The sequence below is a fragment of the Parabacteroides sp. AF14-59 genome, assembly GCF_003479515.1.
GTDB lineage: Bacteria > Bacteroidota > Bacteroidia > Bacteroidales > Tannerellaceae > Parabacteroides > Parabacteroides faecis.
Genome location: NZ_QUHH01000016.1, coordinates 55350 through 69308, shown reverse-complemented (window position 1 = coordinate 69308; position 13959 = coordinate 55350). Strand labels below are relative to the sequence as shown.

At 43.4% G+C, this 13959-nt stretch carries 16 protein-coding genes; 12 read left to right on the top strand and 4 right to left on the bottom strand.

Annotated elements, in window-relative coordinates:
• Positions 1-17: 17 nt before the first annotated feature.
• The 4 genes from DWW23_RS16955 to DWW23_RS16940 form a co-directional block, all read right to left on the bottom strand.
• Positions 18-1394 carry a dihydrolipoamide acetyltransferase family protein gene (locus tag DWW23_RS16955; protein WP_122354455.1) on the bottom strand — a complete coding sequence of 459 codons (1377 nt, stop codon included), beginning with the start codon at positions 1392-1394 and terminating at the stop codon, positions 18-20.
• 113 nt (positions 1395-1507) lie between these two features.
• Positions 1508-2251, bottom strand: a complete 744-nt coding sequence (locus DWW23_RS16950; RefSeq protein WP_122354454.1) for a biotin/lipoate A/B protein ligase family protein — start codon at positions 2249-2251, stop codon at positions 1508-1510.
• Positions 2251-3600 carry a dihydrolipoyl dehydrogenase gene (gene lpdA, locus DWW23_RS16945; RefSeq protein ID WP_122354453.1) on the bottom strand — a complete coding sequence of 450 codons (1350 nt, stop codon included), beginning with the start codon at positions 3598-3600 and terminating at the stop codon, positions 2251-2253. Before lpdA ends, DWW23_RS16950 begins: the two co-directional genes overlap by 1 nt.
• A gap of 15 nt (positions 3601-3615) precedes the next feature.
• Positions 3616-4218 carry a nitroreductase family protein gene (locus DWW23_RS16940; protein WP_122354452.1) on the bottom strand — a complete coding sequence of 201 codons (603 nt, stop codon included), beginning with the start codon at positions 4216-4218 and terminating at the stop codon, positions 3616-3618.
• A gap of 261 nt (positions 4219-4479) precedes the next feature.
• On the opposite strand from DWW23_RS16940, the gene rpmB reads away from it, so the two are divergent.
• The 12 genes from rpmB to DWW23_RS16880 all read left to right on the top strand — a co-directional run bounded on the left by rpmB (position 4480) and on the right by DWW23_RS16880 (position 13944).
• On the top strand, positions 4480-4719 hold the full coding sequence (rpmB, locus tag DWW23_RS16935) for a 50S ribosomal protein L28 (protein WP_005638129.1): 240 nt from the start codon (positions 4480-4482) through the stop codon (positions 4717-4719).
• A gap of 18 nt (positions 4720-4737) precedes the next feature.
• Positions 4738-4926 carry a 50S ribosomal protein L33 gene (gene rpmG / locus DWW23_RS16930; RefSeq protein ID WP_007657199.1) on the top strand — a complete coding sequence of 63 codons (189 nt, stop codon included), beginning with the start codon at positions 4738-4740 and terminating at the stop codon, positions 4924-4926.
• A 16-nt stretch (positions 4927-4942) separates the two neighbouring features.
• Positions 4943-5095 carry a DUF4295 domain-containing protein gene (locus tag DWW23_RS16925; protein WP_005638125.1) on the top strand — a complete coding sequence of 51 codons (153 nt, stop codon included), beginning with the start codon at positions 4943-4945 and terminating at the stop codon, positions 5093-5095.
• Positions 5096-5331: 236 nt separating this feature from the next.
• Complete coding sequence (gene dnaN, locus DWW23_RS16920) at positions 5332-6456, top strand: DNA polymerase III subunit beta (protein ID WP_122354451.1); 1125 nt, start codon at positions 5332-5334, stop codon at positions 6454-6456.
• Positions 6457-6466: 10 nt separating this feature from the next.
• Positions 6467-7240 (top strand): 3'-5' exonuclease, encoded by a 774-nt coding sequence (locus DWW23_RS16915; protein ID WP_122354450.1) that lies wholly within the window; start codon positions 6467-6469, stop codon positions 7238-7240.
• A gap of 5 nt (positions 7241-7245) precedes the next feature.
• On the top strand, positions 7246-8397 hold the full coding sequence (locus DWW23_RS16910; RefSeq protein WP_122354449.1) for an iron-containing alcohol dehydrogenase: 1152 nt from the start codon (positions 7246-7248) through the stop codon (positions 8395-8397).
• Between the two features lie 8 nt (positions 8398-8405).
• Positions 8406-9608 (top strand): bifunctional phosphopantothenoylcysteine decarboxylase/phosphopantothenate--cysteine ligase CoaBC, encoded by a 1203-nt coding sequence (gene coaBC, locus DWW23_RS16905; protein WP_122354448.1) that lies wholly within the window; start codon positions 8406-8408, stop codon positions 9606-9608.
• Positions 9605-10522 carry a DUF4835 family protein gene (locus DWW23_RS16900; RefSeq protein ID WP_122354447.1) on the top strand — a complete coding sequence of 306 codons (918 nt, stop codon included), beginning with the start codon at positions 9605-9607 and terminating at the stop codon, positions 10520-10522. Before coaBC ends, DWW23_RS16900 begins: the two co-directional genes overlap by 4 nt.
• A gap of 9 nt (positions 10523-10531) precedes the next feature.
• Entirely contained in the window at positions 10532-12196 is a 1665-nt protein-coding gene (gene recN / locus DWW23_RS16895; RefSeq protein ID WP_122354446.1) for a DNA repair protein RecN, read from the top strand.
• A gap of 67 nt (positions 12197-12263) precedes the next feature.
• A complete protein-coding gene (locus DWW23_RS16890; RefSeq protein WP_122354445.1) occupies positions 12264-13049 on the top strand; it encodes a hypothetical protein in 786 nt (261 codons plus the stop codon).
• Positions 13050-13108: 59 nt separating this feature from the next.
• On the top strand, positions 13109-13456 hold the full coding sequence (locus DWW23_RS16885; protein WP_122354444.1) for a DUF1622 domain-containing protein: 348 nt from the start codon (positions 13109-13111) through the stop codon (positions 13454-13456).
• Between the two features lie 62 nt (positions 13457-13518).
• Positions 13519-13944: a hypothetical protein gene (locus DWW23_RS16880; RefSeq protein WP_122354443.1), complete on the top strand. Its 426-nt coding sequence runs from the start codon at positions 13519-13521 to the stop codon at positions 13942-13944.
• Positions 13945-13959: the final 15 nt, after the last annotated feature.

The window sequence follows — 13959 nt, the reverse complement described above, 5'->3', positions numbered from 1 at the left end:
TTTGAGTAATTTAATTATTAAAGATTCCAGTTTTCCAGATAATCGGCAATGTAGCGCAGGAAAGCACCGCCCAAAGCACCGTTGATAAGACGATGGTCGTATGACAGGGACAGATACATCTTATGGCGTATTCCGATCGTGTCGCCTTCAGGTGTTTCAATGACAGCCGGTTTCTTTTCTATATAACCGACACCCAGGATGGCCACCTGCGGTTGATTGATGATCGGAGTGGCAAACAGGTTCTTGAATGTACCGAAGTTAGTGATCGTGAAAGTTCCTCCTTGTATATCATCCGGCGCAAGTTTATTGGCACGTGCTTTATTGGCCAGAGAATCGATGGCAACGGCAAGGCCGTTCAGATTCAGCTTGTCGGCATCACGTACGACCGGGACAATCAGATTGCCGTCATCCAGTGAAACTGCTATTCCTACATTGATATGCTTTTTCAGAATGATCTGATAGCCGTTGACAGAGGCGTTAACCTGCGGAAATTCGGCTAGAGCTTTAGCTGTCGCTTCCGTGATGGCCGGCATATAGGTCAGACTGATACCTTCGCGTTTCCGGAATACATCCTTTGTGCGGGAGCGCCATTGAACCAGTTTGGTTACATCTACTTCCACAACCGTTGTGACATGAGGTGAGACGTTCTTCGACATGACCATATGATCAGCAATGATCCGGCCGACACGATCCATCTCGACTATTTTGTCCTCGCCGTTTGCCGATACGGGTATTGACGGAGCAGAAGCCGGAGCGGATGGGGCAGAAGTAACCGGAGTTGCAGAAGCTGCTTTGCTTTGTGGAGCAGGTTCCGGTTTGCTGGCCGATACTGCCTGTGAGGGCTGCTGCACTTTCGTTCCCGAAGCGGTATTTTTCTTTCCGGAGAGGTAATCTTTCATATCTTTTTTGCTCAAACGTCCCATGTAACCTGTTCCGGGAATCTGATCCAGTTCCTCTTGCGACAAATTGGCTTCGCGGGCCATTTGGAGTACGACAGGCGAATACCATCTCCCGTCTTCCTGGGCGGCTTGTGCTTTAGGCACCGGTGCCGAAGATATCGTGTTGCTATTCCCGGCAGGAGCAGCGGCTGTCGTTTCTTTTTCAACTTTTTGTTCTGAAGCTGTATGATCGGGTGCTTCCTCTTCTTCCGAACCTTCCAGCAGGATTACTGCGACTGTTGTACCTACTGCAACCGTGTCGCCTTCCTGGAATAATATTTCAAGTACTTTTCCGGCAACGGGGGAAGGTATTTCCGCACTGACCTTTGCCGTACTTACTTCGAAAAGTACATCGTCTTCTTTGATGAAATCACCTGTTTTTACAGACCAGGAAATAATGGTTCCTTCTGTAATACTTTCGCCCAGTTTGGGCATTTTTATTTCGAATGTAGCCATAGTATAATTAATTTATTTCTTTTTGTTATCGCCGGATAAATAAATCGACCGTGAATATTTCGGTCTGTTCTATTGTTATAATGGAACAAGGAAGAGATACGGAAAGTTCTATATTACAGGGTGTAAGTATTGAATATCCAGTTTTCGTCAGCATATTTTTTATTCCTTAACAACCGAATCTCCTCCAGGTCCTGGTCTGTGAATTTGTATGGTCGGAAGGCTGTGCTGCGCGCAGAGAAATAAGCCAGCAAAGACTGCTTGAATTTGTCGATGGTGATGGGGACAGGCAGTTTGCCGCACAGATTGGTCACCGGACTTTTTACCGACGGAACGAAATAGGGACGGGCTGCCGTATCATGTCCGGTAGTATATTCTATCGATGGACAAAGCACATGTTCGAGCGTTTCCAGATCGGTGGAAAACAAAAGAGTGGCATGGTGCAGCATCCTCCGTTTATGGATGGCTTGTGCGCTACCGGATACTTTCAGACCGTCGATAGTCAAGCCCTGTCTTTCGTCGGAGTAGGCATGCAAACCGTAAGTCTCCAGGAAATCTATGATGTTGTTGGTAAATCCGGTCGGGCGGATCTGACTGCTGTTTTCGATAAAAGAAAGGTTCAGATTGCCCATGTCGTGATATACGGCACCTCCGCCGGAGTAACGGCGCGCCAGTTTGATTTGCTTTTGTCCGGCATATTCAAGATCTGCTTCCGCCCATATATTTTGATATTTACCGATAACGACGGCCGGTTCATTCTGCCATAACATGAAAATGTCTTCAGAGAAATTCTTCAGAAGATACTCTTCTGCTGCCAGATTGAACCAGGCGTCTGTATGGGTGTTGTGAATGCAGAGCATTACATATATAAACTTTCGTGAATGACTTCCCCGACTGTCGGATGGGGAAAGATATTCTTTTTGAACTCTTCCGTCGTGAAACCGTTTTCGATAGCGATACCGGCTATAATAATGATTTCGGAAGCCGGGTTTCCCAGCAGTTGGCAACCGATGATACGGTCGTCCGTATCGGTGATCAGTTTGCATAAACCGGTGATTCCTTCGTTCTCTGCCATAAAACGGCCGGAATAGGTCATCGGTATCTTTACTACATTATATATACTGCCGGTAGCCTGCAACTCTTCTTCCGTTTTCCCGACACTGGCGACTTCCGGATTGGTGTAAACGACAGCCGGAATCGCTTTATAACTCATCCGGTCGTCATGTCCCAGCAAATGATTGATGGCAACTTCCGCTTCCCTGTATGCCGTATGGGCCAGCATGGAGAAACCGGTGACGTCTCCGCAGGCATAGACATTGGGGTGGGAGGTTTGCATGTATTCATTTACTTTTACGCCGTTCCGCAAGAGTTCGATGCCAATGGTTTCAAGACCCAGATTCGCTGTATTGGCTTTTCGCCCGACACTGACCAGTATTTTATCTGCTTCGATCGTTTCCGTCTTTCCGTCTTTTTCAACGATCACGCTGTCGGAAGTGACTTCAATAACCTTGGTTTCAAGAAAGAACTCAACACCTCTTTTGGTGTATTCTGTTCGGAGCATGGCGGATATTTCCTTATCCATCGCACCGAGTATTTCGGGCATCATCTCAATGACTTTTACTTTTACACCCATACTGTTAAAAAAGGATGCGAATTCCATGCCGATCACTCCGCCGCCGATAATGGCGACCGAACGGGGCAGCTCTTTTATGTCCAGAGCCTCTCTCGATGTCCAGTAGGCAATATCCGACAGTCCTTTTATCGGTGGAATGACGGTTTCCGAACCGGTACAGAGCAAAATATTTTTTACCGCAAATACTTCTTCACCGCATTGGATCAGGATGTATCCCTCTTCTTCTCCCCGGATCAAAGCTTCACCCTGCACGATTGTTACACCGTTTCCGTTCAATTTGGCTTTCACACCCAGTGTCAGTTTCTTTACGGTCTTATTTTTTCGTGCGATGATCTTGCCGAGGTCGAACCCCGGGTTATCATCTGCCTGTATTCCATATTTGGAAGCACTCTTTATGCTATCCAGTATTTTTGCTGAATATAATAATGTCTTGGTAGGAATACAACCTTCGTTCAGGCAGACTCCGCCAATGGCATTCTTTTCAAAGAGTATTGTTTTTAATCCATTCTCGGCGGCCCGTTCACCGGCTGTATAGCCGGCGGGTCCTCCTCCGATAATGGCTATGTCATATTTCATAACCTTTCGTTTTAATTATTCAAAAGTAAGGAAACGTTCTCCCATCGGGTCGAATTCTTTTCCTCCCGGTCCTTCGGTCGGTGTACCGAACGGCATTTGTGCGATCAGCTTCCAGTTCGGGTCGAGTTTCCATTCATTTTGCACCATTTCATCGATCAATGGATTGTAATGTTGCAGGGAAGCACCCAGACCGGCATCTTCCAGCATCGTCCAGATAGCGAACTGGTGCATGGCGGAAGTTTGTTGCGACCAGATTGGGAAATTATCTTTGTAGGTCGGAAAAGCTTTCTGTAAGTTTTCCACTACTGCCATATCTTCAAAGTATAAAATAGTTCCGTACCCGCAATCGAAGCTGGTATTGATCTTTGCAAGCGTTTTTTCAAATGCTTCTGCCGGAACAATCGCTTTTAATGCTTCTTTTGTGATATCCCAGAACTTCTTATGGTTCTTTCCTAAAAGAAGAACGACCCGTGACGATTGCGAGTTGAAAGCGGAAGGTACGTTTTTCACTGCAAATGCGATGATCTCTTTAATCTCATTGTCTGAAATAGGAGAGCTGTTAGTGATGTGATAGTATGTTCTCCTGTGTTCTACTGCTTCTTTAAAATTTCTAGCCATTTTTACGTAAGTATTTATGTTTATTATTATTAGTAAAACCAATAAAGTTGTATTTTTGTTGCACGGGAGTATATATGTAAGTATAGGTGAAATTTATCGGAGATTTGTATGGTAGAATCAAAAATAATATTTACCTTTGCGCCCTGTAAAGAGAGAAACTCTATTAGAATCTTCGTTCTGATCATGATGCTAGTTCGGAAGGGAAGACAGATAGCAGGAGTTGTAATTAATTTATTGCGTTAATAAAAAAAGAAGATAGCAATGTCTAAAATTTGTCAAATTACCGGAAAGAAAGCAATGGTTGGCAACAACGTTTCTCACTCTAAGAGAAGAACGAAACGTAAGTTTGATGTTAACCTGTTTACTAAAAAGTTCTACTGGGTAGAACAAGATTGTTGGGTTAGCCTGAATATTTCAGCCGCAGGCTTGCGTACTATCAATAAGCTTGGCTTAGATGCAGCAATTAAAAAAGCAGCTGAAAAAGGTTATTTAAACGCTTAATTTGGAGGAAAAGAAAAAATGGCAAAGAAAGCAAAAGGTAACAGAGTTCAGGTAATCATGGAATGTACTGAACACAAAGAAAGTGGTATGCCGGGTACATCCAGATACATCACTACAAAGAATAGAAAAAATACAACTCAGAGATTGGAACTGATGAAGTACAATCCGATTCTGAAGAAGATGACTTTACACAAAGAAATTAAGTAATAGGAGATTTTAAACGATGGCAAAAAAAGCAGTTGCAACATTTAAGAAAGGTGACGGCCGTACTTATTCAAAAGTAATCAAAATGGTTAAGTCTCCGAAAACTGGTGCTTACATCTTCCAGGAAGAAATGATTCCTAACGAAGCAGTAAAAGATTATTTCGCGAAATAATCTTTCGTAATAAGAGATATAGAAAAGAGGTTCTTCGTCATGAAGGACCTCTTTTTTGTTTTCATATTTAGTATGTTACTTTTGGCTTGATCTTTTGGTTACTTTTCTATCAAGAGAAAAGTAACGGAGATTATAATGGATAGAATCAAATATTTTTTTACTTTTGTATGGGCGTTGACGATGCGTCACTAAATAATGTACAATAATAAAATTAATAATATAAACAATTAAGAACCATGAGATTTGATGTATCCAGCACTGCGCTGTTATCCCGTTTGCAGTCTATCAGCAAAGTTATTGCGTCTAAGAATTCTTTACCGATCCTCGACAGTTTCCTGTTCGACCTTGATGGTAATAAACTGACTATAACAGCTTCGGATGCTGAAACACGTCTGGTTACTTCTGTTGAAGTGATGAATGCAAAAGGAACCGGACTTTTCGCCGTTTCTGCCAAGATCCTGCTCGATCCTCTGAAAGAGCTGCCGGAGCAACCGCTAACTTTTGATATCAACGACGAGAATCTGGAGATCTTTATTCATTTCCAGAACGGTAAATACAATTTCATCGGTCAGAAAGGGGATACTTATCCGCAACAAAAACCGTTGAACGATAATGCGATCGCCATTACTGTAGATTCACAGATGTTACTGAATGGTATCAGCCGATCTCTTTTTGCTACGGCAGACGATGAACTTCGTCCGGTTATGAATGGTATCTATTTTGATATCCATACGGATGACCTGACATTTGTGGCATCAGACGGACATAAATTGGTGCGTTTGCGTAACCTGTCGGTGAAATCACCGGAAAGAGCTTCCTTTATATTACCGAAGAAACCGGCTAACCTGTTAAAGAATCTGCTGGGTAAGGAAACTGAAATGGTTAATATCAAGTTCGACGACAACAATGCTTATGTGAATTGTACAAACTTTGAAATGGTTTGCCGCCTGATCGAAGGTCGTTATCCGAATTATAACAGTGTAATTCCACAAGATAATCCGTTCAAGGTAACGATTGACCGTGTATCCTTCCTGAATGCTTTGAAGCGTGTTTCTGTTTTCTCTAATCCGGCAAGCAGCCTGGTTAAGTTGCAGTTGAAGGAGAGTGAAATGGTCGTATCTGCACAGGATATAGATTTTTCTACTTCCGCAGAAGAAAAGATCGTTTGCCAGTTCGACGGGACAGAACTGAATATCGGTTTCAAGGCAACCTATCTGATTGAAATATTAAGTAATATCAATTCGGAAGAAGTAATTCTTGAATTGGCAGACCCCTCACGTGCCGGTCTGATCGTTCCTGCAGAAAATGAAGAGAACGAAGACCAACTGATGCTGCTTATGCCAATGATGTTGAATGACTAATAAATAAAAAATGCAATTAAATCTGAGAAACCCGTTAGTCTTCTTCGACCTGGAGACTACGGGTATAAATATTGTTAAAGACCGTATCGTTGAAATCTCTTTTGTAAAGGTTCACCCTAACGGCAAAGAAGAGTGTAAGACGAGACGTATCAACCCGGAAATGCCCATTCCACCGGAATCGACGGCGATCCACGGCATCACGGATGAAGACGTAAAAGATTGCCCCACTTTTAAAGAGATAGCCAAATCGCTGGCTGCACAGATCGAAGGCTGTGATTTGGCCGGATATAATTCCAACCGCTTCGATATTCCTTTACTGGTTGAAGAATTCCTTCGTGCCGGAGTGGATATCGATCTGAACAAGCGCAAGTTTGTCGATGTACAGACTATTTTCCATAAGATGGAACAGCGCACACTTTCTGCTGCCTATAAGTTTTATTGCGATAAGAGCCTGGAGAATGCCCATACCGCAGAAGCTGATACAATGGCGACTTATGAGATATTAAAAGCACAACTTGATCGTTATCCGGATGATTTGCAGAATGATATAGAATTTCTTTCCAAATATTCCAGCTTCACCAATAATGTGGATTTTGCAGGCCGTATGGTTTACAATGAAGATGGTAAGGAAACCATCAATTTCGGTAAATACAGAGGAAAACTGGTAGAAGAAGTGTTGAAGAACGACCCGGGATATTATTCCTGGATCATGAATGGCGATTTCCCGTTGAATACGAAAAAAGTGCTTACCGAAATCAAATTGAGAGGTTTTAATTCGAAATAACAGCAATGAATAACTTTGAGTTTGCCAATCCTGTAAAAGTAGTGTTCGGGAAAGGCACAATTGCACGTTTATCCGCTTTGATCCCTACCGGAAGCAAGGTGCTGATGGTTTATGGAGGCGGCAGTATTAAGAAAAACGGTATCTATGACCAGGTAACAAATGCGCTGAAGGGTTTTGAAGTAACCGAATTTCCGGGTATCGAAGCCAATCCGCATTATGAAACCTGTATGAAAGCAGTGGAGATCGTTAAAGAAAAAAATATTGATTTCCTGCTGGCAGTAGGAGGTGGCTCCGTTATCGATGCTACCAAGTTTATTGCAGCGGCTTATTATTATGAAGGCGAACCTTGGGATATTCTCTCCAAAGGAGGTGTTATTAAAAAGGCATTACCTTTAGGCGTTGTACTGACGTTATCGGCAACCGGCTCTGAAATGAACGAACGTTCTGTTATTTCACGTGTGGAAACCCGTGAGAAATTGAATTTCGCGAGTCCTATGGTATTCCCTCAGTTTGCCGTACTCGATCCGGAAGTGACTTATTCACTACCGGCAAGACAGGTTGCTAACGGTGTTGTGGATTCTTTCATCCATGTCGTGGAGCAATATCTGACTTATCCGGTCAATGCCAAAGTACAGGATGCTTTTTCCGAAGGTCTGATGAAGGTGATCTATGAAGAAGGCATAAAAGTTTTGGATCATCCGCATGATTACGATATCCGTGCCAACCTGATGTGGGCAGCGACCAATGCATTGAACGTATGGATCGGCCAGGGTGTTCCGCAGGATTGGTCTTCTCATCGTATGGGATATGCTTTGACAGCTCAGTTCGGTTTGGACCATGCACAAACACTGGCTATTCTTCTGCCGGGTGTAATGACTTATATGTTCAAGGAAAAACAGGTGAAACTGGCCCGTATGGGTGAAGTCGTTTTCGGCATAACCGAAGGGACGGAAGAAGAACGTGCCCGTAAAACAATTACAGCCTGCGAAGACTTTTTCCGCCGTATGGGGCTGAAAACCCGCTTGAGCGAATGCGGTATTAAAGAAAGCGATCTGGATGCACTCTCAGCCCCGGTGGATAAACAAGGCTGGCATTTGGGTGAACATCATAATATTGACAGTAAGGTAACACGCGACATTCTGATGTTGCGTTTATAAGGAGAAAGATGCTGAAAGGTAAACATATCATACTAGGAATAACAGGAAGTATAGCGGCTTATAAGGCAGCCTATATTATCCGTGCATTAGTCAAAAAAGGAGCTGAAGTGCAGGTTGTGATAACCCCGGCGGGAAAAGAGTTTATTACCCCCATAACCCTCTCTGCGTTAAGCAGTAATCCTGTTATCAGTGAGTTTTTCTCTAACCGTGACGGTTCCTGGCACAGCCATGTCGATCTGGGTTTGTGGGCTGATGCGATGCTGATCGCTCCGGCAACGGCTTCGACGATCGGCAAGATGGCGAACGGAATAGCCGATAATATGTTGGTGACCACCTATCTGTCATGTAAGGCACCCGTTTTCATCGCACCGGCAATGGACCTGGATATGTTCGCCCACCCTTCGACACAGCAGAACCTGGACCGTCTCCGTTCATTCGGAAACCATATCATTGAACCTGCTGAAGGCGAACTGGCAAGCCATCTAGTAGGTAAAGGCAGGATGGAAGAACCGGATAAGATCATTGCCGTTCTGGAAGAGTTTTTTGTTCCCCAAACGGCCCTTGAAAAAAAAAAGATTGTAATAACAGCCGGTCCGACGTACGAAAAGATTGATCCCGTACGTTTTATAGGTAACTATTCTTCCGGGAAGATGGGATTTGCATTGGCGGAAGCTTGTGCACAGCAAGGAGCGGAGGTAACATTGATAGCCGGTCCGGTATCGTTGACGACTGTGCATCCGAACATACATCGGGTGGATGTGGAGTCAGCCGAAGAAATGTATCAGGCAGCTATAGCAGCTTTTCCGGATGCGGATGCCGGTATTTTATGTGCGGCAGTAGCCGATTACCGTCCGGAGGTACAGGCGGATGAAAAGATCAAGCGTGAAAGTAAAGAAGAGATGACGTTGCATCTGGTCCCGAATAAGGATATTGCTGCTTCTTTGGGGGCAATCAAGCGGGAAGGGCAGGTATTGGTCGGTTTTGCTTTGGAAACGAACAATGAAGCCACAAATGCCGAAAGCAAGTTGAAGCGGAAAAATCTCGATTTCATCGTGTTGAATTCACTTCGTGATGCTGGTGCCGGTTTCCGTTGCGATACCAATAAGATATCCATTATCGACCATCAGGGAGAATTGACCAGTTATCCGTTGAAATCAAAACAAGGGGTAGCTGCTGATATCGTAAACAAGTTGGCAACATTATTGAAATGAAAATGATTAAAAGACTGTTATTCCTGTTCCTGTTGGGAACGATTCCTTTTATCGGTAAAGCGCAAGATAAAGCAAATGAGTTTAATGCCCAGGTCAAAATCAATAGTGATAAGATCCAGGGTACTAACAAGCAGGTATTTACTACATTGCAGAATGCTTTGATCGAGTTTATCAATAACCGGAAATGGACGGATGCGACCTTCGGTATCAACGAACGGATTGACTGTACTTTTAATATCATTATCAATGAAATGCCTTCTGATAACAGCTTCAAGGCGGAATTACAGGTTCAGGCAAGTCGCCCGGTCTACAATTCAAGTTATATAACTACGTTGCTGAACTTCCGTGACACCCAGCTCGATTTTGATTATACAGAGTTCGAACCGCTGGAATATACGGAGAATTCTCTGAGCAATAATCTTACAGCTACGGTCATATTTTATCTGTACACCATTTTAGGGCTTGATTTCGATAGTTTTTCACCTAAAGGAGGAAGCGCTTTCTACCAGCAGGCACAGCAAGTCGTTACACTGGCCCAGGCACAAATGTCATGGAATGGCTGGAAAGCTTTCGACAGTGACCGTAACCGCCATGCAATAGCGACCGCGCTGACTGAAAATGCATCGGAAGGATACCGCGATATGTGGTATAACTACCATCGCAAAGGCCTCGATGAAATGGCCGCAAATGTAGACCGTGGACGTACTACGATCCTTTCTTTATTGCCTGTCCTGGAGGAATTGAAGAAAACCCGGCCGACTTCTGTTTTATTGCAAATGTTTGCCGATTCCAAACTGGATGAAGTAGTTGCCATTTATTCCAAGGCAACCACGACTGAAAAGCAGGAAGGATATAAAATGCTGTCCAATCTGTATCCGGCAATGACTACACGTCTGGAGCCACTCAAAAAGTAAATAAGAACTATGCTGAAATCTTTATTTATACAGAATTTTGTCTTAATAGACAGCCTGGATATTCAGTTCAATAACGGCTTTTCGGTTATCACCGGTGAAACGGGAGCCGGAAAGTCTATTATTTTAGGGGCCTTATCGTTGGTGCTCGGGCAACGGGCAGACGGGAAGAGTATTAAGAACGGCTCGGATAAATGTGTGATGGAAGCAACTTTCGATGTATCCAAGTATCAGTTGGAAGAGTTTTTCCATGTGAACGACCTCGAATATGATCCGGAAATCTGTATCCTTCGCCGGGAATTGTTCGCTTCCGGTAAATCGCGTGCGTTTGTCAACGATTCCCCTGTACCTCTTACTGTTATGAAGGAACTCGGTAGCCGCCTGATCGATATCCATTCGCAACATCAGAACTTGTTGTTGGGAGATAACCGTTTCCAGTTGAAGGTGATCGATGTAATGGCGGAGAATGAAATACTTCTGATTCTGTACCGGAAAGAATACCGGCGTTATCAGTCTTTGAAACGGGAATTGAAAGAGTTGGAAGAAAAGGCAGGGCAGAACCGGCAGGAAGAGGATTATATCCGTTTTCAGTTGGAGCAACTGACCGATGCCCGTCTGGTTGCCGGAGAACAGGAAGAACTGGAACAGGAATTGGAAACCTTGTCCCATGCCGAAGACATCAAAAGTTCCTTATATAAGATAACCGAATTACTGAATGGCGAAGAACAGGGAAGTGTCCGGCTTATCAAAGAAGCTCTTTCAACAGTCGATTCGTTGGAACGTTACTATCCTAAAGCCAAAGAGATTGCAGAACGTTTGCGCTCTGCTTATATCGACCTGAACGACCTGGCCTCGGAGACTGATGTTCTGAAAGAAGATGTTGAATTCAACCCGGAGCGCCTGGAATGGGTAAATGAACGTCTGAACACCTTGTATACTTTGGAACAAAAACACCGGGTTGCCACTGTGGAAGAATTGATCGCGATACAGGATAAATATACTGAACAATTACGCGATATAGATTCTTTTGACGAACAGATCGATGTTCTGAAAGGACAATTGGATATTTCTTATCAGGAATTACTCCAACAGGCTGCCGTTTTAAGCGAACAGCGTAAGATAGCATCGAATGCGATAGCCAAACAGTTAGTGGAAATGGTTATTCCATTGGGAATGCCGAATGTTCGTTTTGCTGTGGATTTTGTTGCCAGACCGGAACCGGAAAGCGATGGAATGGACGATATACGTTTTCTTTTCTCTGCCAATAAGAGTGGAGAACTACAACCTGTTGCTCAAACAGCATCCGGTGGTGAAATTTCCCGCCTTATGTTATGTATAAAAGCAATGATTGCCGGATTCACAGCTCTACCAGCTATTATTTTTGATGAAGTAGATACAGGAGTTTCCGGTGATATCGCCGATAAAATGGGGGATATTATGCAGGATCTGGGATCAAAGATGCAAGTAATCACTATCACTCATTTACCTCAGATTGCCGCCAAAGGAAAAGATCATTTCTTTGTCTATAAGGAAGATACGTCCGAACGTACGATAACCCGGATCAAGAAACTCAACAAGGAAGAACGAATCAAGGAAGTTGCCCGTATGTTGAGTGGCGCATCGTTGACCGGAGCTTCTATCGCCAACGCAAAAGAATTGTTGAAGGTCAAACGTTGATCAGGCCGTTAAACCATTTCTTCTTTGGCTGGTCATAGAAGTAATTACTAACTAAAAACGAAAAGTCATGAAACGGATTAGCTTTATATGTTTGTTGATTTTGTTGTGTAGTTTGCCGGGACAAGCTCAGTTTTGGATCAGTTTTGGTTGGAATGAACCCCATTGCCAGAGTTGCCTCTGGATGGAGCAGGCCATGCGGTTGAATGGAAGACAGGCAGCTGATTATCATAATCTCGTACATAAATATGGTCAGAAGATAGAGAAAGAGGCCCGTAAACATTATCGTTACTGGGACCAGTCTGCAAAGAAGATCTTTAATCTGCGTATGGAGCGCGACCGTAAATTACAGCGTGTCCTTTCTCCTTCGCAGTTCCGCCTGTATGTTCGCTTTGTTCGCGAACGTCCGCAGCGCATCCATGATTATCAGGGTTGGTATAATAACCCTCATTATCCGAATTACCGTCCGTCCGATGTTTGCTGGTGTTATGAAGATCATTACTGGCATAATCAATGGGAATATTCAAACGGACGATGGAATGGACGTTTTGATGATGGCAAATGGTATCGGGGTAAATACGATCGTCCCGGTCATCATGATAACGGACAGTGGCGCCCTGACAATCATAATCGTCCCAATCCAAATCATAACCAGCATTTCAATAAACCATCGAAACCGGGAAATGACCGGTATGATCGGGATAAAAGATCCGATAAGCGAGGAGACAGCTATCGCAGTAATGAAAAACGTAATGACAAGCGTGATAATGACAAACGCGATAAAGATAAAAAAGAGAAGGAAAAAGAGAACAAGCGACAGGAAAGTAAACGTTCCGAAGTTTATCGCAGAAGCTAAAAACATATTAAGTGAACTTTCCTGAACATGAGTTTGTTCCTATTATAAAGAATAAACTCATGTTCACACATTTTCTGAATATTCTGGCTACGGTTATCAGCGTGGTAAGTTTACTGATCGTTACTTACGGAGCGCTGGTTGCTTTTATATCTTTTCTAGGAAATGAACTCAAGCGGTTTACCGGCCAATACTCAACAGTCAATATCCGTCGGCTACGAGCTGAATTAGGAACTTATTTATTATTGGGATTAGAGTTGCTGATAGCTTCCGATATTCTTAAAACCGTCCTGGAACCCAGTTTGGACGAACTGGCTATCCTTGGCGGTATTGTTGTTTTAAGGACTATCCTTTCTGTTTTCCTGAATAAGGAAATAAAGGAACTGGAAAGTGAAAAGCAGGCTTCATAGCTTGTTGAAATTAGGATATATCGTTAAAAATCGTACTTTTGCATTGCAGTAAAAGTAAACGGATGTTCAGAGTCAATAAGCAGATATTATTATTTATAGCAGGTTGCGTATGGATCATAGCCGGAGTCAATATTCTCCGGATCGGGACTCTCACGTGGATGCATGATGCCCATTACTCTGTGCTTAAGGTGGGAGAAGCCGTTATTGTGTTCCTCTTGTTCCTCAATTTCGTATTCCTACGTTTGTTCAAGAAGCATAGCCGACGTATCGCTCAAAAAGGAGAAAAGAATTGTCCTTTCTCTTTCTTTGATGTTAAAGGTTGGGTTGTGATGTTTTTTATGATCATTTTAGGAGTAGGAATCCGTCATTCCCGGTTATTACCCGATTCCTTTATTTCTGTTTTTTATACAGGCCTCTCTTCAGCCCTTATCATCACCGGAATATTATTTCTTATTCAAGGCGTGAAGGAACGGCGAAACAGTAAATAATGTTTGTATATTTGC